At 69.4% G+C, this 24,119-nt stretch carries 26 protein-coding genes; 12 read left to right on the forward strand and 14 right to left on the reverse strand.

All coding sequences use genetic code 11. From position 1 onward, the window contains the following. Window positions 1-81 precede the first annotated feature (81 nt). Entirely contained in the window at window positions 82-1,179 is a 1,098-nt protein-coding gene (locus AC06FD_RS02000) for a Glu/Leu/Phe/Val dehydrogenase dimerization domain-containing protein (RefSeq protein ID WP_259206029.1), read from the reverse strand. A gap of 344 nt (window positions 1,180-1,523) precedes the next feature. Between AC06FD_RS02000 and AC06FD_RS02005 the strand changes: the two genes are divergently transcribed. Continuing rightward, window positions 1,524-2,603 carry an HDOD domain-containing protein gene (locus AC06FD_RS02005; RefSeq protein WP_478077358.1) on the forward strand — a complete coding sequence of 360 codons (1,080 nt, stop codon included), beginning with the start codon at window positions 1,524-1,526 and terminating at the stop codon, window positions 2,601-2,603. 39 nt (window positions 2,604-2,642) lie between these two features. On the opposite strand, the gene AC06FD_RS02010 is transcribed toward AC06FD_RS02005, so the two are convergent. From AC06FD_RS02010 to AC06FD_RS02020, 3 genes are all read right to left on the reverse strand, one after another. Further along, complete coding sequence (locus tag AC06FD_RS02010) at window positions 2,643-4,220, reverse strand: phospholipase D family protein (protein WP_478076861.1); 1,578 nt, start codon at window positions 4,218-4,220, stop codon at window positions 2,643-2,645. A gap of 55 nt (window positions 4,221-4,275) precedes the next feature. After that, window positions 4,276-4,986: an rRNA pseudouridine synthase gene (locus AC06FD_RS02015; protein WP_449336010.1), complete on the reverse strand. Its 711-nt coding sequence runs from the start codon at window positions 4,984-4,986 to the stop codon at window positions 4,276-4,278. 773 nt (window positions 4,987-5,759) lie between these two features. Further along, entirely contained in the window at window positions 5,760-6,257 is a 498-nt protein-coding gene (locus AC06FD_RS02020) for a YgjP-like metallopeptidase domain-containing protein (RefSeq protein WP_478076862.1), read from the reverse strand. A gap of 73 nt (window positions 6,258-6,330) precedes the next feature. Here AC06FD_RS02020 and AC06FD_RS02025 point away from each other — a divergent pair, with 73 nt between their 5' ends. Further along, window positions 6,331-6,882, forward strand: coding sequence for a DUF2058 domain-containing protein (locus tag AC06FD_RS02025; RefSeq protein WP_259206023.1), 552 nt, complete (start codon window positions 6,331-6,333; stop codon window positions 6,880-6,882). Window positions 6,883-6,991: 109 nt separating this feature from the next. Continuing rightward, entirely contained in the window at window positions 6,992-7,258 is a 267-nt protein-coding gene (locus AC06FD_RS02030; protein ID WP_259206020.1) for a DksA/TraR family C4-type zinc finger protein, read from the forward strand. Window positions 7,259-7,309: 51 nt separating this feature from the next. Here AC06FD_RS02030 and AC06FD_RS02035 read toward each other — a convergent pair whose 3' ends face one another. Together AC06FD_RS02035 and AC06FD_RS02040 are read right to left on the reverse strand one after the other, a co-directional pair. Further along, window positions 7,310-7,891, reverse strand: a complete 582-nt coding sequence (locus AC06FD_RS02035) for a mechanosensitive ion channel family protein (protein WP_259206014.1) — start codon at window positions 7,889-7,891, stop codon at window positions 7,310-7,312. Between the two features lie 84 nt (window positions 7,892-7,975). Continuing rightward, window positions 7,976-8,152 carry a hypothetical protein gene (locus AC06FD_RS02040; protein WP_478076863.1) on the reverse strand — a complete coding sequence of 59 codons (177 nt, stop codon included), beginning with the start codon at window positions 8,150-8,152 and terminating at the stop codon, window positions 7,976-7,978. A 135-nt stretch (window positions 8,153-8,287) separates the two neighbouring features. On the opposite strand from AC06FD_RS02040, the gene AC06FD_RS02045 reads away from it, so the two are divergent. Genes AC06FD_RS02045 through AC06FD_RS02055 form a run of 3 tightly spaced genes read left to right on the forward strand, consistent with a single transcriptional unit; the run spans window position 8,288 to window position 10,299 of the window. Continuing rightward, window positions 8,288-8,872, forward strand: coding sequence for an RNA polymerase sigma factor (locus AC06FD_RS02045; RefSeq protein WP_478076864.1), 585 nt, complete (start codon window positions 8,288-8,290; stop codon window positions 8,870-8,872). Further along, a complete protein-coding gene (locus AC06FD_RS02050; protein ID WP_478076865.1) occupies window positions 8,869-9,402 on the forward strand; it encodes a hypothetical protein in 534 nt (177 codons plus the stop codon). The genes AC06FD_RS02045 and AC06FD_RS02050 overlap by 4 nt, the downstream gene beginning before the upstream one ends. A gap of 15 nt (window positions 9,403-9,417) precedes the next feature. Next, complete coding sequence (locus AC06FD_RS02055; RefSeq protein WP_478076866.1) at window positions 9,418-10,299, forward strand: DUF4097 family beta strand repeat-containing protein; 882 nt, start codon at window positions 9,418-9,420, stop codon at window positions 10,297-10,299. Window positions 10,300-10,347: 48 nt separating this feature from the next. On the opposite strand, the gene AC06FD_RS02060 is transcribed toward AC06FD_RS02055, so the two are convergent. The 3 genes from AC06FD_RS02060 to AC06FD_RS02070 form a co-directional block, all read right to left on the reverse strand. After that, window positions 10,348-10,527: a hypothetical protein gene (locus AC06FD_RS02060; protein ID WP_259206007.1), complete on the reverse strand. Its 180-nt coding sequence runs from the start codon at window positions 10,525-10,527 to the stop codon at window positions 10,348-10,350. 17 nt (window positions 10,528-10,544) lie between these two features. After that, the gene (locus AC06FD_RS02065) at window positions 10,545-10,838 is read right to left on the reverse strand and encodes a YkgJ family cysteine cluster protein (protein ID WP_310439728.1); all 294 of its coding nucleotides are present in this window, start codon (window positions 10,836-10,838) and stop codon (window positions 10,545-10,547) included. Window positions 10,839-11,246: 408 nt separating this feature from the next. Further along, window positions 11,247-12,602 (reverse strand): Hsp70 family protein, encoded by a 1,356-nt coding sequence (locus AC06FD_RS02070; protein WP_394160932.1) that lies wholly within the window; start codon window positions 12,600-12,602, stop codon window positions 11,247-11,249. 115 nt (window positions 12,603-12,717) lie between these two features. Between AC06FD_RS02070 and AC06FD_RS02075 the strand changes: the two genes are divergently transcribed. Beyond that, entirely contained in the window at window positions 12,718-13,053 is a 336-nt protein-coding gene (locus tag AC06FD_RS02075) for a zinc ribbon domain-containing protein YjdM (RefSeq protein ID WP_259205999.1), read from the forward strand. A 7-nt stretch (window positions 13,054-13,060) separates the two neighbouring features. Here AC06FD_RS02075 and AC06FD_RS02080 read toward each other — a convergent pair whose 3' ends face one another. Beyond that, window positions 13,061-14,227 (reverse strand): tetratricopeptide repeat protein, encoded by a 1,167-nt coding sequence (locus AC06FD_RS02080; protein ID WP_478076867.1) that lies wholly within the window; start codon window positions 14,225-14,227, stop codon window positions 13,061-13,063. A 234-nt stretch (window positions 14,228-14,461) separates the two neighbouring features. On the opposite strand from AC06FD_RS02080, the gene AC06FD_RS02085 reads away from it, so the two are divergent. From AC06FD_RS02085 to AC06FD_RS02100, 4 genes are all read left to right on the forward strand, one after another. Further along, complete coding sequence (locus tag AC06FD_RS02085) at window positions 14,462-15,061, forward strand: HD domain-containing protein (protein ID WP_478076868.1); 600 nt, start codon at window positions 14,462-14,464, stop codon at window positions 15,059-15,061. A 38-nt stretch (window positions 15,062-15,099) separates the two neighbouring features. Next, complete coding sequence (locus AC06FD_RS02090; protein ID WP_259205991.1) at window positions 15,100-15,282, forward strand: oxidoreductase-like domain-containing protein; 183 nt, start codon at window positions 15,100-15,102, stop codon at window positions 15,280-15,282. A gap of 36 nt (window positions 15,283-15,318) precedes the next feature. After that, the gene (locus AC06FD_RS02095; protein ID WP_259205988.1) at window positions 15,319-15,948 is read left to right on the forward strand and encodes a DUF998 domain-containing protein; all 630 of its coding nucleotides are present in this window, start codon (window positions 15,319-15,321) and stop codon (window positions 15,946-15,948) included. An 88-nt stretch (window positions 15,949-16,036) separates the two neighbouring features. Further along, a complete protein-coding gene (locus AC06FD_RS02100; RefSeq protein WP_394160925.1) occupies window positions 16,037-17,380 on the forward strand; it encodes a virulence factor family protein in 1,344 nt (447 codons plus the stop codon). A gap of 369 nt (window positions 17,381-17,749) precedes the next feature. Here the strand turns inward: AC06FD_RS02100 and mprF are convergent, their stop codons facing one another. Then, complete coding sequence (mprF, locus tag AC06FD_RS02105) at window positions 17,750-20,308, reverse strand: bifunctional lysylphosphatidylglycerol flippase/synthetase MprF (protein WP_449334750.1); 2,559 nt, start codon at window positions 20,306-20,308, stop codon at window positions 17,750-17,752. Between the two features lie 193 nt (window positions 20,309-20,501). On the opposite strand from mprF, the gene AC06FD_RS02110 reads away from it, so the two are divergent. Then, complete coding sequence (locus AC06FD_RS02110) at window positions 20,502-20,849, forward strand: RidA family protein (RefSeq protein ID WP_259205980.1); 348 nt, start codon at window positions 20,502-20,504, stop codon at window positions 20,847-20,849. 70 nt (window positions 20,850-20,919) lie between these two features. Here the strand turns inward: AC06FD_RS02110 and rnfB are convergent, their stop codons facing one another. The 3 genes from rnfB to metG all read right to left on the reverse strand — a co-directional run bounded on the left by rnfB (window position 20,920) and on the right by metG (window position 24,086). Continuing rightward, window positions 20,920-21,339, reverse strand: coding sequence for an Rnf electron transport complex subunit RnfB (gene rnfB / locus AC06FD_RS02115; RefSeq protein ID WP_478076869.1), 420 nt, complete (start codon window positions 21,337-21,339; stop codon window positions 20,920-20,922). A gap of 25 nt (window positions 21,340-21,364) precedes the next feature. Further along, entirely contained in the window at window positions 21,365-21,958 is a 594-nt protein-coding gene (locus tag AC06FD_RS02120; protein ID WP_478047174.1) for an HAD family hydrolase, read from the reverse strand. Between the two features lie 61 nt (window positions 21,959-22,019). Then, window positions 22,020-24,086, reverse strand: coding sequence for a methionine--tRNA ligase (metG, locus tag AC06FD_RS02125; RefSeq protein ID WP_259205972.1), 2,067 nt, complete (start codon window positions 24,084-24,086; stop codon window positions 22,020-22,022). Window positions 24,087-24,119 lie beyond the last annotated feature (33 nt).

Genomic DNA, 24,119 nt, shown 5'->3' on the forward strand with positions numbered 1-24,119 from the left:
CACGGGCTCGGAGGCATGGGTTGAGAACGAAAAAGGGCGCGATCACCTCGCGCCCTTTTTCATTGCCGTGCCCGGCGGCGATCAGCTGCCGCGCAGGGTTCCCAGTCGCGGGGTGGCGCGGCCCAGCGGCATCTTCAACTTGCCGATCGACTGGATCCGGGTCTCGGCGATCTGGTCGGCCGCGCGCTGCGGCGCGATGCCCTCGCGCTCGGACAGCGCGAAGATCCTGCCGAGGTTGTGGTAGATGCTGCGGATCAGGCGCATGGCGCGCTCACGGTTGTAACCGTCGATCTCCAGCGATACGTTCATCACGCCCCCGGCGTTGACCGCATAGTCGGGTGCATACAGGATGCCGCGGGCGTGCAGCTCATCGCCCACCTCCAGGCTCGACAACTGGTTGTTGGCGGTGCCGCAGACGATCTTGCACTTCAACCGCGGCAGGGTCTGCGGGTTGATCGCCCCTTCCAGCGCGCAGGGCGCGAACACGTCGGCGCTGACATCGTAGATATCGTCCGGCTTGACCGCCTCGGCGCCGTACTCGGTGACGGCGCGCTCGACCCGCGTACTGTCCAGGTCGGTGACGAACAGCTTGGCGCCCCGGTCGCGCAGCAGCTTCACCAGCTCCATGCCGATATGGCCCAGGCCCTGCACCGCGATGCTGGCCTTGCCCACTTCCTCGTGGCCGAGCTTGTGCTGCATGGAGGCCATCAGCGCCTGCAGTGCGCCATAGGCGGTGAACGGGGCGGGATCGCCGGAGCCGCCATGGACCTGGTGCACGCCGGTGACGTACTCGCTCTCCAGGTAGATGTTCTCCATGTCGTTGACGTCGGTGCCGACGTCTTCGGCGGTGATGTAGCGTCCGCCGAGCGAATCCACATACCGCCCGAACGCGCGGAACAGCACTTCGCTCTTGTCCTGGCGCGGGTCACCGATGATCACCGCCTTGCCACCGCCCACGTTCAGCCCGGCCAGCGCGTTCTTGTAGGTCATGGTGCGGCTCAGTCGCAGCGCATCGGCCAGCGCATCGTCGGTGCTGGCGTAGGGGCGCATGCGCACGCCGCCCAAGGCCGGGCCGAGGGTGGTGTTGTGGATGGCGATGATCGCCCTCAGGCCGGCATCGCGGTTGTGGCAGAACACCACTTGTTCGTGACCGGAAGATTCGAGGGTTTCAAATAACATGGTGGCTCCGATGGTGCGAACGGTGGCGAACAGCGGCGAACGAACCAGCAAAAGGTGGGTTGCAAAACAAAAAAAGCGACTTCGTCTGATCGGGTGACGGGTCGCGCGGCGCCATTCTAGTGCATTCCGCCGGAGGGCGTTGTCAGCATCCGGAACGACCCTGCCGGGCGTCCTGCCACGGACCCGCGGGAAGGCGGCATTAAAGTTGCTGAAGATGGCGCCGATGCCGTGGCAACGGTGCGCAGTACCAGCAATGCCAGGACGGACGACGTGGGTGCAGGGGCGACAAGACAAATACGGTGCCGGCCAGGACGGTGGCGTTGATGACGATGGCCGTGATCGTGATGGCGACAGGACTGTTGGCGGCGGCCGCGCTGGGGGTGGGCATCGCCCGCCGGCGTGGCCGCGGCGGGGCCGTGGCCGCGACGGGGACCGGCGCGCGCGGGATCGCGCCTGCGGCCGCGGCGACCGAGGTCGAGGTCGCCGCGGGCGACATCCTGCAATCGGGCCTGCATGCGCTGGCGCTGGTCTCGCGCAGCGGCGTGGCCGATGCCGGCGGGTGCGCCGATGAGGCGGCGCTGCAGGCTGCGGTGGTGGCTGCGCTGGAGCAGCGCGACTGGTCGGCGCGGCACCTGCCACGGCGACCGCAGCTGTTGCCGCAGCTGATCCAGACGGTCAACGACAGCGACGCCTCGGCGCGTGCCATGGCGGCGATCATCGGCCAGGATCCGGTGCTGACCGGCAACCTGCTGCGGATCGCCAACAGCCCGGTGTATCGCCTGCAGGCCAAGCCGGTGGACAGCCTGCAGCGGGCGGTAACCCTGGTCGGCACCGACGGCATCCGCCAGATAATCAGCGCGGTGCTGGTGCAGCCGGTGATGCAGGTGCAGTGCGTGGCTTTCCCGCAGTTCGGCACGGTGATCTGGGAACACGCGCTGCTGGCCTCGCGCGCGGCGGCCGACCATGCGCGGCTGGTCACCCATGACGATGCGTTTGCCGCGCAGTGGCTGGGGCTGACCCAGGGCCTGGGGGCGGCGCTGGTGATGCGCCACCTGCTGGATGTCTGCGCCGCGCAGGGTGACGCGGCGCCGTCGCGCGCGCTGGCCGCGCACCTGCTGGACGCCTGGACGTTGCCGGTGGCCAGCCGGATCGCGGCGGCGTGGGAGCTGCCGCCGGCGGTGCACGAGGCATTGCTGCGCGAGGGCGACAACGCCCAGGCGGGGTTGTCGGCCAGTCTGCGCTTTGCGCGCGCGGCGGCGGCGGCCAGCCTGCTGTGCCGGCATGGTCGGATCGGCCAGGCCCAGGCACTGGCGATCCTGGAGCAGCAGCACGCCACGCCGGCGCACGCGCTGCACTGGATCTGGCGGCGCCTGCATGGGCGGGGAGTGGAAACCCTGGACGCCGACGAGCGGGTCGAGGGTTGATGGAGGCCACGCATGGCGTGGCACGACGCTACGGTGGGGTTACAACTGCGATTCCAGGGGCAGCCAGCTGATCGCGCGGGCACTGGCGCGCAACCAGAAGGAGGCGTCCGGCTCGCGGTCGAGCAGCACCGGCGGCTGCGCGTCGCGGTCCAGCCAGCGCACCTGGCCCCGGCTGTCCAGGGTGACCCAGTAACTTTGCCCGGGGTCGGCCAGGCGCAGGTACTCGCTGCGCAGTTGCGCGGCCAGCCAGGGGTCGTCGAACAGGACGCCCATCTCGGTGTTGAGATAGGCCGAGCGCGGGTCGAGGTTGAACGAGCCGACGAAGCCGCGTCGATCATCGATCATGAAGGCTTTGGTGTGCAGGCTGGCGCCGCTGCTGCCGAACAGGCCGCCGCCATCGGTGTGGCCGTGGGCCTTCAGTTCGTACAGGTGCACGCCGCTGCGCAGCAACGGCGCGCGGTAGTGCATGTAGCCGCCATGCACGGCGGCCACGTCGTTGGCGGCCAGGGAGTTGGTCACCACCGCCACCGTGGCGCCGCGCTGGACCATCGCGGCCATGCCGGCGGTGCCTTCCTCGCCGGGCACGAAGTAGGGGGAGATCAGCAATGCCTTGTGCCGGGTGGCCTGCAGTTCGCGCACCAGGCGGGTGACCAGCCAGTCGGCCTGGTCGTCGCGGCGGTGCTTCATCGGCGGGTCGGACGCGATCTCCACGTTGGCCGACCAGTGCAGGTCGACCGTGTCGCGGTAGTACGAACGCGCCGACTCCGATTGCGCGACCCGGCGCAGATAGGGTTGGGCGGCGTCCAGCCGGGCTTCGTGCGCGGACTCGCGCACCAGCAGGCGCAGCTGTGCCGGGGTGTAGAACGCCAGTGCCGAGATCGGCACGGCGGTGTCGCTGTTCCAGTACTCGTCGAAGATGGTGTTGGCCTGGGCCACGGCCGTGCCGGCGACCAGCAGGTCGAGGTCGCGGAAGTTCACGTCCGGGCGGGCGCTGAAGTATTCCTCGCCGATGTTGCGGCCGCCGACGATGGCGACGCGGCCATCGGCGATCCACGCCTTGTTGTGCATGCGATGGTTGACGCTGAAGAAGCGCTGCACCATCTCCACCAGGCGCCACAGGCCGTTGCGGTTGCGGAACGGGTTGTAGAGGCGGATCTCGATGTTGGGATGCTCGTCGAGCGCCATCATCAGGGCATCCTTGTCCTGGGCATTCATGTCATCGAGCAGGATGCGCACGCGTACGCCACGTTCGGCGGCCTGGTACAGCTCCTGGGCCATGAGGTGGCCGATGAGGTCGTCGTGCCAGATGTAGTACTGCAGGTCCAGGCTGCGCCCGGCATGGCGGGTGATGACGGCGCGGGCGGCGTATGCGTCCAGGCCATCGGCGAGGAAGGCGACGCCGGTCTGGCCGGGGTGTTCGGCCTGCAGGCGCACGAGTTCGCGGTCGATGGCGGTCTGCTCGGGCCCCGGGGCGAGGACGCTGCTGCGTGGGCCGAGGGCACGGGGGGTGAGGTGGTCGGCCAGCAGCAGGCCGCTGAGGGCGAGCAGCACGAGCAGGGTCAGTGCGATTGCCAGCCAGCGCAGGAGCCGGCGCCAGAGCGGTGTGTGGGTGGTCATACGGCGATGCTAAGCGGGTACGGCCTGCACGGCGAGTGCAGGCGCGCTGGGCGGCTCAGAAGCGCTCGTCGGGGGCGAGATAGCGCCACTGGCCCGGCGCAAGTTTGCCCATGGCGACGCGGCCGATGCGCAGGCGGCGGACGCTGATGACGTCCAGGCCGACCTGGCGGCACATGTCGCGCAGCTGGCCGGGCTGGACCGGTTTGATGGCGAAGCGCAGGCGGGTTTCGTTCTGCCAGCTGACCTTGCACGGTGGCAGGGGCCAGTTGCGGAAGCTGAGGCCGTGGGCGAGGCGCTTCATGCCGTAGGGCGCCAGTTCGCCGCTGACTTCGACGAGGTATTCCTGTTCGAGGGTGGCGCCACGGTCCTTGAGGTGGGAGACGATGCGGCCGTCCTGGCTGACCACGACCAGGCCGCTGTCTTCGTCGGCCAGTGGCATGACCAGTTGGAGGGCGTGGAAATGGCGCTGGAGGAGGGTGACGCCGGTGGCGTCCAGTTCGCTGCGGCTGTCCGGGGTGACGAGGGCGCAGAGTTCGTCGGCGCGCATGCCGGCCGGTTTGTGCAGGAGCATGCTGACCGTTTCGGCGCGGGTGGCTTCGGCGTTTTCGCGCAGGACGATGGTTTCGTCGGTGACGAGCGTCTGCGGTTGTTCGACGACGTTGCCGTCCACGGTGACCCAGCCGCCTTCGATGTAGCGTTGGGCGTCGCCACGGGAGCAGCCGATGAGGCTGGTGAGGCGTTTGTCGAGGCGGATCGGGTCGGTCATCGGGTGGGCTGCGGAAAGCGGGGTGCGGGCGGGGAGTGTACTGGGTGGGGGGAGGTGATGGGCTGAAGGTGGGGGATTGGAGCCAGAGCCTGAGCCAGAGCCAGAGCCAGAGCCAGAGCCACACAGCTACAGCTACAGCTACAGCTACAGCTACAGCTACAGCTACAGCTACAGCTACAGCTACAGCTACAGCTACAGCCTTGGGGGCGGTGGGTGGCGGGCTGGCCTGGCGTGGGTGGGTTGGCGGGACACGCTGCAAGTACGTCCATGTAAGCTCTTTTTGCGCCATCCATGGCGCAAAACGGTCCCGCCAACCCACCCACGCCAGGCCCTGACAGTGGGCCGGTGGCCATTGGAAACGCGGGGCGGTGGACCTTGGAAACGACGGGGCGGATGTGCATGGCGCCTGCGTCAGTGGGCGCTGGCCCCAGGTGGGTGGGGAAGAGGTGCAGGTCGGATGCGAGGTGTTGGTGCGTGGGTGGGACGCGCGGTTAACCCACCCACGCCAGGCCCTGACAGTGGGCCGGTGGCCATTGGAAACGCGGGGCGGTCACACTTGGAAGCGCCGGGGCGGATGTGCATGGCGCCTGCGTCAGTGGGCGCTGGCCTCAGGTGGGTGGGGAAGAGGCGCAGGTCGGATGCGGGCTGTGGGTGCGTGGGTGCGACGCGCGATGAACGCACCCACGCCAGGCCCTGACAGCGGGCCGGTGGCCATTGGAAACGCGGGGCGGTGGACCTTGGAAACGCCGGGGCGGATGCGCGGGGCGCCTGCGTCAGTCGGTGCTGCCGTCCAGGTGGGTGAGGTAGAGGCGCAGGTCGAATTCGAGCTGGTGGTAGTCCGCTTCCATGTGGGTGCAGAGCTGGTAGAAGGCCTTGTTGTGGTCCGATTCCTTGAGGTGGGCCAGTTCGTGCACGACGATCATTTTGAGGAAGGGGGCGGGCGCGTCGCGGAAGACGGTGGCGATGCGGATTTCGCGGCTGGCCTTGAGCTTGCTGCCCTGGACTCGCGACACCGTGGTGTGGGTGCCCAGCGCGTGTTTGAGGACCTGCAGCCTGCTGTCGTAGATCACCTTGGACAGCGGGGCCGATTGGCGCAGGTAGCGCTCTTTGAGGCCCTGGGTGTAGTCGTACAGTTGTCGGTCGTTGCGCACGGTGTGGAGGTCGGCGTAGCGGCGCTGCAGCCAGGGGCCGAGGCGGTCGCCCGCGATCAGGTCGCGGACCTGCTGTTGCAGGGCCTCGGGGTAGCCGGCGAGGTACTTCAGGGCTGCCATGGGCGACGGTTGGGGCCGGGCGGGCGGACCAGTATGATGGCCCCCGCAATCCCGCAACAACAGATGCAAGGCAATGGCGAAGGCGAATCCGCTGCAGGAGCAGCTGCTCAAGGCTGGGCTGGTCAAGAAGTCCCAGGTGTCCCAGGCCGCGCGTGAACAGGTGAAGGCCCGTCACGGCAAGGCCCCGGTGGCGCCCAGCGAAAGCCAGCGCGAGACCGAGCGGCTGCGTGCCGAGAAGGCTGAACGCGACCGTGCGCTGGAGGCCGAGCGCAAGGAAAAGGCGCGCGCGCAGGAACTGCAGGCGCAGGTGCGGCAGATCATCGAGACCAACAAGGTCAAGCGCGAAGGCGAGAGCGAGTATCGCTTCAACGACGGCACGCTGATCCGCACGATGCTGGTGAATGCGGTGCTGCGGCGCCAGTTGGCCTCCGGTGCGCTGGTGATCGCGCGCTTCGGCGAGGGGTTCGAGCTGCTGCCGCGCGCGGCGGCGGACAAGGTGCGCGAACGGGATGCCAGCGCGATCGTGCTGGACAACGCGCAGCCCGCTGTGGAGCCGAGCACCGGCAACGCCGAGGATGACGCCTACTACGCGCAGTTCCAGGTGCCCGACGACCTGGTCTGGTAAGCGCCGGCTGAAGCATTCACGCGGCGTGCGCCCTGTTCAGGTGCACGTCGGCCGCGCCTGCGTGGCCGGGTCTATGCTGGGGGTCTGACACCGGCATGGGAGACACATCATGGCGACAGGTTGGGCAGGCGACGGCGCGGTCCAGGACCAGATCGATGCGACCGTGGACGAGGCCATCCAGCGCGCCCGCGCGCACCTCCGGGAGGGCCCCGGATTGACCCATTGCGAACACTGCGATGCCCCGATTCCCGAGGCGCGGCGCAAGGCCGTGCCCGGTGTGCGCCTGTGCGTGCGCTGCCAGGAAGCGGACGACGCCGCACAGCAGGGCGGCGCCGCCTACAACCGGCGTGGCAGCAAGGACAGCCAGCTGCGCTAGGTCGCGATCATCGGCCACTGCGGCCATGCCGGTCGCACCGGCGACGCGCGCTCAGCCGTCGCCCTGGATCCCGCCCGGGGCCTGCGCCGGATCGCGCCAGCGGCGCACGGTGCGCTGGAAGAACATGTTGTTGGGAATCTGCAGCACGGTGCCTTCGTGGTTGCCGTCGGTTTCCTGCAGGGTGGTGTAGATCAGGTTGACGTCGATCACCCGCCCCTTCAGCCCCGGCTTCTCGCCGTTTTCCAGCAGTTCGATGTAGTCGTGCAGGCGGAACGGGCGCGTGGTGAAGATCAACAAGGTGCAGAAAATATTGGAGAGCACGCTCCAGGCGGCGAAGAAGGCCACCGCACCCACGGCCGCAAATCCGGTGAATGCCGTCCACAGCACGGTGGCCGAGACCCCGACGATGTTGAGCACCACCAGCAGTACGGTGAAATACACCACGAAGCTGAAGACCCGGCGCGCGCCCATGACCATTTCCGGCGGCAGCGTGTAGTGCTCGCCGATGCGGCGGATCAGCCGTCGTGCGATCAGGCGCAGCAGCCACGCCGCGAGCAGGGTGAGCACGATCTGCAGGGCAGGCACGCCGTAGTGCAGCCATTCGTGGGTCCAGGTGGGCAGGTGGTCTTTCATGCGAAGCGCGGATCCTTGCAGCGATACTGCGATAAACGTCTATCTTAATGCGCTGGCTGCAAGGGCTGGTCAATCCGGTCAGGGCTACGGGTGCGCCTCCAGGCGCGCGATCAGGGCCGATACGCAGCGCGGCGCATGTCCGGTGAACCGCACGCAGAGATCCGCCTGCGGCGCAAGGGTGACGCGCAGGGTCAGCGGGCTTCCGGGCAGGGTGCAACTGGTGGCCATGGCCAGCAGCAAGGCGAGGCAACTGGTGGGCATGGTGGGGTCCTTGGCTAACGCCGGCGGGGGGATGTCAGCTTGGATGCGGCCGGCGGCAGCAGGGTTTAAAGGCCTCGCCGAAACGCCCGTGCGGCCTGCTTTAAACCTTTTCGCCGGTGCCTGCATCCAACGGATATGCTCAACGCCTCCATGCCCGCTCCCTGCGTCCCGACCGAGGCCGATGCCATCGATGACCATGCCCTGGTCCGCGCGGCGGTCGGCGGTGACACGCTGGCCTACGAGCGCATCTACCGGCGTCATTCGCCGCGCGTGTATGCCGTGTTGTGGCGACTCTGCGGCGGCCAGGCGGCACGCGCCGAGGATGCGTTGCAGGAAGCATTCCTGCAGGCCTGGAAGGCGCTGCCGGGCTTTCGCTTCGACAGCAGCCTGGGCACCTGGCTGCACCGGCTGGGCGTGAATGCGGCGCTGATGGAACTGCGCGCCAACGCCGCCTGGCAGGCCTGCGACGCCGGTGAGGAGGGCTGGGACAGCGTGGCCGCGCTGGCGTCGGTGGAGCGGTGCGCGGGCACCACACTGGACCTGGAGCGCGCGCTGGACACCCTGCCGCCGCGCGCCCGTGCCGTGCTGGTGCTGCACGACATCGAAGGCTGGAAACACCAGGAAATCGCCACGCAGTTGCAGATGGCCGTGGGCAGCTCGAAGGCTCAGTTGCACCGTGCGCGCGGTTTGTTGCGCGCACGCTTGGGAGAAACCGCATGAACGACTACGACGACACCACACCCCACGATCCGGAGCATGCCGCGCTGCAGGCGCGGCTGCGGGCGCTGCCTGCCGAGCGGGTGCCACCGGCGCGGGTCTGGCAGGCCATCGCCACGCAGTTGCCGCCGATGCCGCGGCCGTCCGCCGACGTGCAGCGGCCGCGGGCGACGCGCGCACCGCGCCGGCGCTGGCCGCTTCGCGTGGGGCTGGGTCTGGCGGCGGCGCTGGGGGTGCTGATGGTGGTGCCGATGCCGGCGCCACGGACGCCCCCGCCGACGCTGGTCCAGCGCCAGGCCGAGGCGATGGCCGCCGAATACCAGCAGGCGATGGCGGCGCTGCCGCCGACGCAGGTGGGCGGCGACTGGCAGCCGGCGTTGCATGAGCTGGACAGCAGCGCCGACCACATCCGCGCGGCGATCGCCGAGAACCCGCGTTCGCGCGTATTGCTTTCGCAGTTGCAGCGCACCTATGCGCTGCGCCTTGAACTTACCCAGCAGGCGGTGATGGCCGCCGCTGGCCTGCCATCCTGAAAGAGGAGTGACACCATGCACACATCATTGCGTCTGATCGCCGCCCTGGGCCTGCTGCTGCCGTTGGCGGCGCAGGCCGCCACCCGCGTGGACGAGCGCGCGCCGCTGGGCGCGGGGGGCCGCGTCGAGTTGAGCAACATCGCCGGCAAGGTCAGCGTGCGCGGCTGGGACCGCAACGAGGTGGCGTTGAGTGGTTCGATGGCCGACGGCCTGACGCTCAAGCAGGACCGCAGTACCAACCGGGTGCGCTGGGAAGTGGTGTATCCGCGCAACGGCAACAACGGCGGGGCGACGCTGGAGCTGCGGGTGCCGCGTGCGGTGGAGGTGCAGCTGGGCACGGTGAGCGCGGATATCGACGTGGCCGAGGTGAACGTGCGGCGGCTGCAGGCCAACGCGGTGAGCGGCGATATCGCCGCGACCGGGCGCAGCGGCGAGACCGCGTTGACCACGGTGAGCGGCAGCATCCGCTCGCAGGTGCAGACGCCGCGCCTGGACCTGCGCGCGGTGAGCGGTTCGGTGCAGGCAACGGGCGGCTCGGGCGAGGTGGCGGCCGAGACCGTGTCGGGCAGCATCAAACTGGACGCGGGGCGGGTGCAGCGGCTGGGCGCTGAAGCGGTCTCGGGCAGCCTGAACGTGGCGGCCGCGGGATTGGCGCCGGGCGGGAAGGTGACGCTGCAGACGGTAAGCGGGTCGATCGGGCTGCAGTTGCCGCGCTCGGTGTCGGCGCAGCTGAGCGTGAAGACCTTCAGTGGCGACATCCAGTCCGATGCCGGCACGGTCGAGCGGCCGCGCTATGGGCCGGGCCGCAGCCTGGAGGCGAAACTGGGTGGGGGCGATGGGGACATCACGATCAACGCGCACTCGGGCAACGTGCGGGTGGGGCTGGGCGCGCGCTGAGTGCGGCCACCGCACCGGCGCGAGGCCGGTGCGGACGGCTGCAGGTCATCAGCCGGCTTTCTTCAGTGCCAGGGTGTTGCCCAGCACTTCGATCTTGCCACCACTCTTGCGGAACGCGGCCAGGTCGGCTGCGATGCTGGCGCTGTTGACGGCCGTGCTGGAACCCTGCTTACGGTCAACGCGAACGGTGTTGCCTGCCTTGGGGGAGGTCTTTGGCGTACGGGCCATGGATGCTCCTGTCATGGTTAAAACGTGGATAAAATCGTCGACAGATCGTGCTGTTGTCGACGGTAGTCCTGCCGCACGAGGCGGCAGTCATCGCCGCCCATGTCAAACTGGCGGCAGATGGCGGGACGCTGCGAATAGATGGTGCAGCGCAGGTGATAGGGGTCGATGGCCGCGCACCAGCCTTCATCGTTGCGGGCCATGACGGTGCGGCCGGCCTCGTCGGTATCGAGGAGGTAGCCGGGGACGCTGTCGCTGGGCATGACGGTGACGGACATCCGGCAACAGACTGCGTCACAACGGCGGCAGTCGATGGGGTCGGGTTCGGCAGCGGCAACTGGGGCTGGTACAACCAGGCGTTCGCCCAATCGAATCTCTCTTGGCGGCTCGGGGGCACTGCGCGCTGGGAACGAGCCGGATCACAGCGTAAAAGCGATCCCAGCGCCCGGGACGAATCCGAAGGCGGCAGCATCGAGAAGGACGGTGGCCTGTACGAGGCCCGGATGACATGCGCATTGCGCACTGAAGCCGAAAGATGATAGCGCTTCCGGCGTAACGTTTTGTTAATACGCTGCCCGGGCCGGGCGGAAGCCCTTGTGCCGCCTGGGTTTCAGCCGGTGGCCAGATCCACTATGTGGGGGCAGGGGCGCGCAAAACAACCCCTCCGCCCCATGCGGCGCCGCACCCGCAGCCTTACCGTGCCGGCCGCCGCCGACGACGCCTCAACCAGCCGCGGCCCACGCCAACCCATGCACGACGCCGAAGGACGGGTTGCCGCGCACCAGCGTCGCCCCCGGGAACGCCGCGGCCACCGCCTCCTGCAGGTAGCCGGCGCGCGACATGCCGCCGGTCAGGAACACCGCGGCCGGATCGTGGCCGATATCGGCGCGGACCTGCTCCAGCAGCGTGGCCAGCTCGCCCAGGTAGTTGCCGGCGGCCGCTTCCAGCCGCGAACGGTCCACCTGCACCGCCATCCCGCGCTCGATGAAATCCAGCGCGCTGTCGTGGCGGGTCTCGCTGCTCAGCCCGATCTTGCAACGTTCCACTTCGCGGTACAGGCGCGCCGTGTTGCCGGTGTCCTGCAGTGCCTGCATCCGCTTGCCCCACGGCGCTTCGGCGTCGCGGTAGTTGTGCTGGCGGAAATCGCGCTGGCGGGTCATGTCCTGCACCATCGCCGCCTCCACGTAGTGGTGGGCGGGAATGCGGCTGACGCCACGGCCGAACAGCGGCATGTACGCGCCCAGGCTCAGGGCCAGGTCGATATCGGTACCGCCGCGCGCGATGCCCCAGGCGCGGTGGATCTTCGGTGCCTGCGTGCCGCCGACGCGCGCATGCGCGATGTCGGTGGTGCCGCCGCCGATGTCCACCACGATCGCCTCGTGCTCCTGCGCGCTTTCGGCGTGGTAATGCATGGCCGCGGCCGCCGGCTCTTCCAGGAAATCCACGTCGTCGAAGCCGGCTGCGATCGCGGCGGTGTGCAGGATCTCCAGCGCCTGGTCGTTGCCGGCCGCGCCGATCGAACTGCGGAACTGCACCGGGCGGCCCAGCGTGGCCGTGCGCACCGGCTGGTCGAGCTGGCGCGAGGCGGTCAGGCGGATGTGTTCGAGGATGTGCGTGGCGATGCCGGTGATGGTCTGGCGCGCGCGCGGGTGCAGGTTGTAGCCGAGCATCGACTTGGGGCTCTGCACCAGGTTGCCTTCGTTCTCTTCGAAGTAGGCTTCCAGCGCGTCGTCGCCGTACACCGCGTTCTGCAGCAGCTTGGTCGAACTGAGCGGCGCACGCATCTGCTCTTCCATCCATTGCCGCCGCACCACGCGCAGTGCCTCGCGGCGCAGCGCATCGGGCGTGCGCTCCTGCCCGGCGGCACGCGCATCGCGGGCGGCTGCGTCGATCAGCCGGGCCAGGTCGTGCTCCAGCGCCGGGGTCAGCTCGAAGTCGTTCGGGTCGCGCATCACCTCGGGGAAGTACACCGTGGTGCGGAACTGCTCGGCCTGGCCAAACTGGATCGGCACCACGCTGCCGTCCACCACGGCGGCGGCGGCGGAGTTGCTGGTGCCAAAGTCGATGCCGATTTTCATGCGGGGCCGGGCGGTGGTCGGGGGGCGCGCACTTTGCGGCAAGCGGGCGGGCGGTGCAAGGGCCGGAGGGGAGGGCGGTTACAATGGGGATTGTTCAGATTCCCAAGGCGTCACCATGTCCACCGCTCCTGCCTGCCCCCAATGCACCCTCGAAAACACCTACGCCGATGGCGCGCTGTGGATCTGCGCCGACTGCGGCCATGAGTGGACCACGGCCGAAGCCAGCGGCGAAGGCCTGGTGGTGCGCGACAGCAACGGCAACGTGCTGGCCAGCGGTGACACCGTCACCGTGATCAAGGACCTGAAGGTGAAGGGCTCCTCGATCCCGCTCAAGCAGGGCACCGTGATCCGCAACATCCGCCTGGTGGAAGACGACGCCGAGCACATCGAAGGCAACTCGGAGAAGATCAAGGGTCTGGTGCTGAAGACCTGCTTCCTCAAGAAGGCCTGAGCCCGGCTCAGTTGGCCGCGGCGTCGTGCTGGCGCCAGCGCGCCAGGCTCTCCATCTTGGCCTGGTAGCGGGCCTTGAGCGCGCCGGCATCGTCGCCGGCCAGGTCGCGCGCGCGGGCCATTTCGCGGGAGGCGCGGCGGTTGTCGCCGGCCAGGAAGTATGCGCGGGCCAGCCCGAAATGGAACTGGTGCGCGGTCTCGTACAGGGCCACCGCGCGCCGGTAATACCGGATCGCCGCGGCGTAGTCGTGGCGTTGCTCGGCCGCGTTGCCGAGGCGGAACTGCACGAACGGGTCGTCGCGCTGCACCTGCTGCAGGCGGTTGGCCAGCAACGTGGCCTGGCGGCTGTCGCCCAGCCGCCGGTACAGCGCGGCGGCGTTGGTCAGGCTGGGCGCATTGCGCGGCTTGAGCTGCAGCGCGGTGCGATAGTCATGCTCGGCCTGGGCCAGGTTGCCGCTGCGTGCGTCGAGTACGCCCAGGTTGTTCCAGCCCGAAACGAAGGCCGGATCCTGCGCGAGCGCGGCCTGGAAGTAGGCGCGTGCCTGCACCGCGTCGCCGTCGGTCATGTGCATGGCGCCGCGGTTGTTGTAGAAGTGCGCCAGCGCGCGTGCCGGGCTGACCGGCTGCGGGCCGTAGCGGTCGTAGAGCACGTTGCGGTCCAGGTCCACCACCGCGATGCGACCGTTGATGTTCACCCCGGCGTTGACGTGGCCGACGCTGTAGATGACGCCCTGGTCCTGGTACCAGGTCACCACCTGCGCCACTTCCTGCACGCGCGCGTCGATGCCGGCCGCACGCGCCAGGGTCACGAACAGCAGGGTGAAGGACAGGCAGTTGGCGCGGTGGTTCTGCCAGGTCTCGGTCAGCGTCTGGGTGGCATACGGGTCGTAGGTCAACGCCATGCCGTCGTCATCGAAGATCAGGTGCACCAGGCGTTCGATGCGTTGCTCACGCGCGTAGCCGGGCGCGATCACCCGCTGCTGAAGCAGCGCCTGCAGCGGCGGGGGAATGGCCAGTATCTGCGCGGGGCTGGGCGGTGGAGCTGGCGCCGGCGCCGGCGCGATGGCGGCGGCCGGCGGTGGGGCCGGTGGTTCGGCGGAGGTGGCAGGCATGGCGACGGCCAGCCCCATCGCGATCAGGCCCCGCAGCAACAGCGTTGATCTGCACACGGACATCGCGCCCACCTCGCCGGGGACTGCCCCGCTCGGGCCAGTCTAGGCCGGGGCAGGCGCCGCGGCATGCCGTTTGTCGGCCCGTTCGGCCATCCACAGCCGGTGTGGACCAGGGCCGGGCAAACCTGTGGATAAACCAGCAGACCCACGCTGCGGCAAGGCCTGCACCGGGGTGGTCAAAAAACCGCCAGGCGAGGCCCTCTTGCCAGCCGCCGATCCGGTCGCCACTGTGGGCGCATGCGCTTCGAACCGATGACCCTGCCCGCGACGATGCAGGCCGACCTGGAGGCCGCCTACGCGATGCCGCCGCGGGCGTATCACAACTTTTCCCACGTGCAGGCGGTGCTGCGGCACTGCCAGGACGTGGCTGACGGCCCGGGCTGGCGACAGCCGCGCGAGGTGCAGTTGGCCGCGCTGTACCACGATGCGATCTACGACGCCGGCCGCAGCGACAATGAGGCGCGTTCGGCGGCGATGGCACGGCAGGCGATCGAACGCTGGCTGCCGGCGGCCGGGATCGACGTGGCGCGGGTGGTGCAGCTGATCGAGCTGACGGCGCGCCATGGTGCGCTGGCGGCGGCGGACATCGATGACGAGGCCGCATTGTTCCTGGATTGCGACATGGCCGTCCTGGGCGCGCCGGCGGCGGTATTCGATGCCTACGACCAGGGGATCGCCGAAGAGTACGCCGGACACGTCCCGGGATTCCTGTTCCGCCTCAACCGCCGTCGTTTTCTCAAGCAACTGCTGCTCAAGCCACGCATTTTCCTGAGTGGCTTCTTCCATGAGCGGCTGGATCGGGCCGCGCGCGCCAACCTGCGTCGCCGCATCGGATAATGGCGGCCGGTTTTCCTTCCACCCCGTCCTGCCTGCCCATGTCCCAGCCTGCTGCGCCGCCCACCGATCCCCGCCCGCAACCGCCCGAGGAACCGGGCCCGAACGAGTGCTGCGGCAGCGGGTGCCCGTTGTGCGTGCTGGACCTGTACAGCGATGAGCTGCAGCGCTATCGCGCCGCGCTGGCCGCCTGGATGCTGCGCCACCCCGATGCCGACGCCTGAGCCGGGAGCCCACCGTCGATGACGGATCATCACCCCATGGCAACCGGCCGCGCGCGGGCGCACGGCGCAATCGCGCTGGCGGCCCTGTGTGCGTTGGTGCTGTTTACCGCCACCGCGCTGTGGACCCAGTGGGCACGCCAGGACCTGGACTGGGTGCAGGCCACCTTGAGCCTTTACCTGCACGGTCCCTGGGGCCTGGCGCTGCGCAGCGCGTATTGCGTGCTGGCCGTGGCGATCATGCTGCTGGCGTGGTCGCTGCATGCCGCCAGCCGCTCTCCGCGGCGCAGTGCGGCGGCGCCGCTGCTGTTCTGGATGGCGGCCTGCGGATTGATGGGCGTGGCGATCGGCGACAGTTGGTTGCCCACGCACGCGCCGTTGCTGGCGCCGCTGGTGCATGGCCTGGCGGCCAACACCGCCTTTCTGTGCGTGAGCGTGGCGATGCTGCTGCAGAGCTGGTACCTGCGCGCCGACCCGCGTTGGTCGCGGTGGGCGGGCGCGGCGTGGGGGTGGGCGTGGCTGTGTTTCGTGCTGCTGTGGCTGCACGTGTTGTGGCGTGGCCCGCCACGCGGGGCCGGGCAGAAGCTGGTGATCGCCGCGGTGGTGCTGTGGCTGCTGGCCGTGGCGCTGCAGGCCTGGCGTCAGTCGCGGCCGCCCGCGCCGCGCTGAGTGGCGCCCGGCGTGCGGCCAGCCTGTGTACATGCCGTTGCCGGGGGACCGGCGTATCGTGGCGGGGACTCTTTCAGGATATGTGACGATGCGGGCAGCCGGGTGGGGGAAGGTGCTGGGTCTGGTGATCGGCGGGTGGGCGTCGGCGGCGTTGGCCGCGGCCCCGCAGCAGGTGAGCCACGGACGCTTCCAGCAGGTGCCGGTGTACGTGCCGGACGGTCGCCCCCAGCGGGTGGTGGTGTGGTTCGACGGCGGCCGCGAACAGGCGCGCACGGCCGAGCGGATCGATGCGCTGCGCCTGCAGGGCGCGCTGGTGGCCCGGGTCGACGTGGCCAGGCTGCACCAGGTCCTCGCACGCGAAGGCGGCGGAAGCTGCGCGTTCGGCGCGGGCGATGTGGAGAACTTCTCGCGCTGGTTCCAGGCTTACCTGCACGTGCCCGGCTATCACCTGCCGCTGATCGGTGGCGATGGCGAGGGGGCCGAGCTGGCCTACGCGGTGGCCGCCCAGGCCGATACGCAGGTGTTCGCCGGGCTGCTCACCACCGGCTTCTGCCCTGACCACGCGCGCGAGCGCAAGGTCTGCGGGGCCGGGTCCAGCCATGGCCGGCTGCAGCCGGCCGAGTTGAATTTCCCCTGGCTGGACGCGGCCGGCGGCAACCATTGCACGGTCGGCAATGCCGCCGCCTTCGTGCGCAAGGTGGCGATGGGCCGCCAGTTCCAGCGCACCGGCGGTGGCGATGAACTGCCCGGCCTGCTGGCAGCCGCCGAGGTGATCGGCGCGCAGAAGGGGGTGAGCCTGGCGCCGCCGCCGGATGCGCTCAAGGGCCTGCCGGTGGTGGAGGTGGATGCCAGCAAGCCCGGCGATACCTTCGCGATCTTCGTGTCCGGCGATGGCGGTTGGGCCGGCCTGGACAAGGAAGTGGCGGCGGCATTGGCCGAAGGCGGCGTGCCGGTGGTTGGCGTGGATTCGTTGCGCTACTTCTGGACCGCACGTACGCCGGAAGGCTTCGCCCGCGACCTGGAACGGATTGCCGCGCACTACAGCCAGCAGTGGCAGCGCAAACGCGTGGTGCTGGTCGGGTTTTCGCAGGGTGCCGATGTGCTGCCGGCCGCCATCAACCAGCTCTCCCCGGCCGTGCGCGACAGCGTGGCGATGATCGGGTTGATGTCGGTGGGCAGGAACGCCGATTACGAATTCCACGTCAGCAACTGGCTGGGTGGCGGCGGTGGTGGGCTGCCGATCGCACCGGAGATCGCCAAACTGCCGTCGGGCAAAACGCTGTGCCTGTACGGCGAGGACGACGACGACGCGCTGTGCCCGTCGCTGCCGGCGGGCCATGCACAGGTCATCAAGCTGCCCGGCGACCATCACTTCAAGGGCGACTACGACCGCCTGGCGCAGACGCTGCTGGAGCATCTGCCGGCGCGGTAGAGCCGACCGTTGGTCGGCTGATCCGATGCGTGGTGTTACCGCAGCCGACCAACGGTCGGCTCTACCGGTGCGCTGCGGATTGCGGCAGCCGACCAACGGTCGGCTCTACCGGTGCGCTGCGAGTTACGGCAGTCGACCTACGGTCGGCTCTACCGGTGCGCTGCGAACTGCTGCAGCCGACCAACGGTCGGCTCTACCGGTGCGCTGCGAATTACGGCAGCCGACCAACGGTCGGCTCTACCGGTGCGTTGCGAATTGCGGCAGCCGACCAACGGTCGGCTCTACCGGTGCGCTGCGAATTGCGGCAGCCGACCAACGGTCGGCTCTACCGGCGCGTTGCGAATTGCGGCCGCCGACCAACGGTCGGCCCTACCGGCGTGGGTCCAGCGAGATCAGCCGGGTGGCATCGAGCAGCGCGGCGGGCAGGTGCACGCCGCCCGGCGCGGCCAGGTAGCGGGCACGCCACTGCGGGGCGAACTTGGACTTGAAGCGGCGCAGGCCGCTGAAGCCGTAGAAACGCTCGCCATGACGGGCCACGATGTTCGCAAAGCGGTTCCAGCGGCCGGCCAGGCGATGCTGTGCCAGCCCGGACAACGGCGCCATGCCCAATGAGAAGCGGTGGAAGCCGTTGGCACGGCCCCACAGGAACAACTCGATGAACAGGAAATCCATGGTGCCCTTGGGCGCATCGTCGACATGCCGCATCAGGTCCACCGACAGTTCGTTGCCGGCCGGTGCCTGCCACAGGTTGGCGAAGGCGACGATGCGGCCGTCCGCTTCCACCAGCGCGACCGGGAAGCGCACCAGGTAGTCCGGGTCGAAGCTGCCCAGCGAGAAGCCCTTTTCGTCGCCGGCCTTGTCGTCCAGCCATTCCTGCGAGATCGACGCCAGCGCCGGCAGCAACGCCGGTACCTCCGCCGGCTGGGCCACGCGGAAGCTCAGCCCGCCGCGCTTGCCGCGGTTCCAGGCCTGGCGCAGGTCGGCGCGCTCGCGCCCCTCCAGGCCGAAGTCCTGCAACGGCACCATGGCTTCCTCGCCCAGCTTGACCAGGGTCAGGCCGAGGTCGAGGTAGGTCTGCCAGTAGGCTTCGCCGACCTGGTAGAACACCGGGCGCAGGCCGAGCCGGTCGGCTTCCTCGCGGAAGCGCCAGATCAGCCCGCGGGCGACGTCCGGCGGGCCGACCGGGTCGCCCATCGCGATGAGCGAACCGCCGTAGCGCTGCATCATCACGAAGCCGCGCTGATCGGCATCGCGCAGCACCGCCTTGTCGGCGGTCAGCACCAGGCAGGCCTGGGTGTCTTCGGCGGCGGCCAGGATCGGCGCCAGCGCGTCCAGGGTCGCCGCATCGGCCGGTGGCAGCGGGCTGCGCGTGCTGTGCAGCAAGCGGGCCAGGCCGAAGATCGTCAGCGCGATCGCCACCACCAGCAGCGCCCGCAGCGCGCGCGGTGCGTTGCCCTGCAGTGCGAATTCCCACCACAACTCGTTCTGGTATTCGACGTGGCTGTAGACGAAGAACAGCAGCCAGATCACCGCCACCAGCACCAGGCCGAGGTTGCGGATCCACGGCCACGACCAGGCTTCGTCGAGCAGCGCGCCCTGGCGGTAGAACTCGCGGCGCGACGCCCACAGGGCCATCGCCACCAGCAGCGCGGACAGCGCGATCAGCACCTGGCCGCCGCGCAGCCAGATCGGCAGCGGTGCGATCACGCAGATGCCCAGGGCGAGCATCCACGCCGCATGGCTGCGCCGCTGCAGGCCCTGGCCGATCAGCAGCAACGCCACGCCTGCCAGGCTGCCGAGCAGGTGCGAGGTTTCCAGGATCGGCAGCGACGCATTGAGCAGGTGCCGGCGCGGCGTCGGCAGGGTGCCATCGATCACCAACGCGGCGCCCACGCTGAACACCGCCAGCGCGATGATCTGCGGCAGCCACGGGCGCAGTGCGGTCCAGCCGGCCCGGGTGGCCCCGGCGCCCACCCGCAGCGGCTTGCGCATGGCCGGGCCGAGCGCGAGCAGTGTGGCCAGCAGCAACGGCAGCACGTAATAGGTGACGCGGTAGATCAGCGCGGCGGCCAGCACCGCCGCGGGGGCCACCTGCGGCAGCAGCTTGAGCAGGCTCCACTCGAACACGCCCAGCCCGGCCGGCACGCTGGAGATCAAGCCGGCCAGCACGGCCACCAGGTACAGGCCGACGAAGCCGGGCAGGCCGGTCGGGGTGTCCATCGGCAGCAGCACGTAGAACGCCGCGCTGGCCAGCACCAGTTCGACCACGCTCAGCGCGGTAACCCCGAGCATGGTGCGGCGGTCGGGCAGCCACAGGCCGTGGCCGCGGACGCTGAAGGTGCGGCCCTCGCGCCCCACCAGCAGCAACGTGCCGAGGTAGCCGAGCAGGCCGACGATGCCGAACACGCGCACCGCCTGCACGGACACGGGCAGCGCCAGCGCGGCGGCGCCCGGTTCGAGGATGAAGGCCAGGGCCAGCAGCAGCCATGCGCCGAACACGAAGCCCAGCGTGCTCATCAGCACCACCTGGCCGATTTCGCCCAGGCTCAGGCCGGCGCCACCGTAGCCGCGCAGGCGCACCGCGCCGCCGGTGAGCGCGGCAAAGCCGAGGGTTTGGCCAAGCGTGTGGGCGAGGAAGGCGGTGATCCCCACGCGGGCCGGGTGCAGTTGCTTGCCGCTGCGGCGCAGGCCGATCGCATCGAAGCCGATCAGGCAGGCGTAGCTGGCCAGGCCGAGCACCACGGTCAGCGCGATCTGCCCGGCGCCGAGGTGGCGGAAGGCATCGCGGATGGCGCGATAGCCGTGTTCGTCGAATTCGTTGGCCAGCCCGCGCAGGGCCAGGGCCAGGATCGCCAGGCTGAAGATCACGGTGGCCGCGCGGCGCCAGGCGAGGCGGGCCGGGGCCGGAGCAGGGGTTGTTTCGGTCATCGGTACAGCGTGCTCCGGGGCAGGCGATGAAAGAGTCAAGGCCCGCGATGCGGGCCTGCGCGCGCATCGTGCGCCTGATGCGCAGCGTTGCCAAGACCATGCGCTGTGCCTGCCGTGGCCGCAATGATCGCGGGCAAGGACAGGTGCACGCCGCATCGGTGACAATGCCGTATCACCCAGAGGAGCCATCGCCATGTTGGAACGTTTCGACGTAGGTCCGCGCATGTCCGAAATGACCGTCCACAACAAGGTCGCCTATCTGTCCGGGCAGATCCCCGAGGACACCAGCCAGGACATCACCGGGCAGACCCGGCAGGTGCTGGCCGAGATCGACAAGCTGCTGGCGCTGGTGGCCAGCGACAAGCAGCACATCCTGCGCGCGGAAGTGTTCCTGGCCGACATCAACGACTTCGCCGGCATGAACGCCGCGTGGGATGAGTGGGTGGTGGCGGGCATGACCCCGGCGCGTGCGACGGTGGAGGCCAAGCTGGCCGACGCGAGCTGGAAGGTGGAGATCGTGGTCACCGCCGCCTTGCCGTAACCGGCCGCCGGGCATGGCTCGGCGCCCTCCATGCACATCCGCCGCGCCGCGCGATGCGCGCGGCGACGCGTCAGGGCGCGGCGATCAGCGCGATGCAGTCCACCGGACACGGTGGAATGCACAGCTCGCAGCCGGTGCACAGGTCGGCGATGACGGTGTGCATGTACTTGGCCCCGCCAACGATGGCGTCCACCGGGCAGGCCTGGATGCACTTGGTGCAGCCGATGCAGTCTGCCTCGACGATCAGCGCGACCTGGGCGGGGGTGTATTGGCCGCGGCTGCGGTCGAACGGCACCGCGGCCACGCCCAGCGCATGCGCCAATGCGCGCGCGCCCGCGTCACCGCCAGGCGGGCAATGGTCCACGCCGACCTCGCCGCGGGCCATCGCGTCGGCATAGGGGCGACAGCCGTCGAAACCGCACTGGCCACATTGGGTCTGCGGCAACAGGCGGTCGAGGCGTTCGATCAGGGCGGTGCTGGGGCTGGGCATGCGTGGCGTCGGCTGCGCGGGGACATCATGGGGTGAGGGGTTTGCCGCGATACCAGCGGTCGTGGGCGAGGGCCAGCATGGGGCGGTCCTCGCGACTGTCGCCGTAGGCGTGGATGCGCTGGTAGCGTGACAGGTCGTAGCGGTGGCGGATGTGTTCGGCTTTGCGCGGGCCACAGTCACCGTCGGCGTAGCGGCCGGTCAGGCGCCCGTCGCGGCTTTCCAGCCGGTTGCAGATCAGGTCCAGGCCGAGCGATTCGCACCAGGGCCGCAGGTACAGGTCCAGCGAGCCGGACACGATCACCACGGTGTGGCGCTGCTGCAGGTGCCAGCGGATCTGTTCCAGCATCTGCGGGCGCACCACCTCGGGCAGCACGTCGCGGGCGTAGCCGACGGCCTGGGTGGCGATGTCGTCAACATGGCGGTTGCTGAAGGTCAGCCGGGTGACGCGGGCACGGATGCGTTCGGCCGAGATCAGCCTGAGCCGGTAGGCCAGCAGCCACGGCCCGACCTTCCACCAGGCCTGGGCCAGTTGCTCGGGCGTGGCGACGCGGCGCAGGAAGCGGCCATAGGTATCGCAGGTGGTGACCGTGTGGTCGAAATCGAACAGCGCCAGTTCCAAACCGCACCTCCCTCCGTGCAGGCCAGCAGGACGGGGCGGCCGGGCCGCCCCATCGTTGCGATCAGCGCACCGGCATGCCGGGCTGGGCGCTGCTGTCGGCGTCGAGCAGGGCCAGGTCGCCGCCGTCGAAGCCGGCCGACAGGATCATGCCTTCGCTCAGGCCGAAGCGCATCTTGCGCGGGGCCAGGTTGGCGATGAACACCACGCTGCGGCCGACCAGCTTGTCCGGCTCGCCGTAGCTGGCGCGGATGCCGGAGAAGATCTGGCGCTTGCCCAGGTCGCCGGCATCCAGTTCGAAGCGCAGCAGCTTGTCCGAGCCGTCGACGAACTCGCAGGCCAGCACCTTGCCGATGCGCAGGTCGAGCTTGGCGAAGTCGTCGATGCCGATATACGCCGGGCCATCGGTGGCCGCCGGCGCAGCGGCCGGTGCGGGCGCCGGCTTGGCGGGCTTGGCCGGGGCGGCAGGCGCGGCGGCGGCGAGGGTGTCCTTGGAGGCGTCAGTCATGGCGTCGATCATTTTCGGGTCGATTCGGGTGAACAGCGGGGCGTACACGGCAATGGTGTGCGCGGTGAGCGGGCGGGCGATGTCGGTCCAGTCCTGCACCGGTGCGGCGAGGAAGGCCTCGGCCTGGGCGGCGGTGGCCGGCAGGATCGGCTTGAGCGCGGTGACCAGCACGCGGAACAGGTTCAGGCCCTGGGTGCAGACCGATTGCAGCTGTGCGTCGGCGCCGTCCTGCTTGGCGATGACCCATGGCTTCTGGTCGTCGATGTAGCGGTTGGCTTCGTCGGCGAGGGTCATCGTGAGGCGCACGGCGGCGGCCGGGTCGTTGCGCTCGTAGGCCTCGCGGATGGGGGCGAGGGCGGCGACGAAGCGGTCGTACTGCGCGGCATCGGGCAGGGCGGCGGCGAGGCGGCCGTCGAAGCGCTTGCTGATGAAGCCGGCGCACCGGCTGGCCAGGTTGACGAACTTGCCGACCAGGTCGGCGTTGACGCGCGCGATGAAGTCGCCAAGATTGAGGTCGAGGTCTTCGACGCCGCCACCGGACTTGGCGGCGAAGTAGTAGCGCAGGGCTTCGGCTTCGAGGCCGACATCGAGGTAGGTGCGCGCCATGACGAAGGTGCCGCGCGACTTGGACATCTTGGCGCCGTCGACCATCAGGTAGCCGTTGACGTGCAGGCGGGTCGGCGCGCGGTGGCCGGTGCCGTGCAGGACCGCGGGCCAGAACAGGCCGTGGAAATTGACGATGTCCTTGCCGATGAAATGGTGCAGTTCGGTGCTGGTGCCGGCGCGCAGGTGGGCGTCGAAGTCTTCGCCGTTCCTGTCGCAGAGGGTCTTGAAGCTGGAGAGGTAGCCGATCGGGGCATCCAGCCAGACGTAGAAGTACTTGCCGGGCTGGCCGGGGATCTCGAAGCCGAAGTAGGGCGCGTCGCGGGAAATGTCCCAGGCGCGCAGGCCGCCGTCGGCGTTGAGCCACTCGCCGAGCTTGGCCTTGACGCCGGGCAGGGCGACGTCGCCGGCGAGCCAGTCGCGCAGGAAGGCGTCGAAGTGGCCGACCTCGAAGAAGAAATGTTCGGAGTCGCGCAGTTCCGGGGTGGCACCGGAGATGACCGAGCGCGGGTCCTTGAGTTCGGTGGGGGCGTAGGTGGCGCCGCACACTTCGCAGTTGTCGCCGTACTGGTCCGGGCTGCTGCACACCGGGCAGATGCCCTTGATGTAGCGGTCGGGCAGGAACATGCCCTTGGCCGGGTCGTAGAACTGGGCGACGGAGCGGCGCGCGATGTGGCCTTCGGCCTCAAGCTTGAGGTAGAAGGCTTCGGTGAGGGCCTTGTTGGCGGCCGAGTTGGTGGAATCGTAGTGGTCGAAGGCAACGCCGAACGCGGCAAAGTCGCGTTCGTGGCTGGCCTGGATGTTGGCGATGAAGGCCTCCGGGGTCACGCCGGCCTTTTCGGCGGCGAGCATGATGGGGGTGCCATGGGTGTCATCGGCGCAGACGAACCAGGTCTTGCCGCCGCTCATTCGCCGCGCGCGTACCCAGATGTCAGCCTGGATGTAGCCGACCAGGTGGCCCAGGTGGAGCGGGCCGTTGGCGTAGGGCAGGGCGGTGGTGACGAGAGCGGTGCGGGTCATGGTCTGCGTTGTTGCCTTGGGGACTGGGGATTA

It is taken from the genome of Stenotrophomonas sp. Steno-Z1, assembly GCF_056393175.1.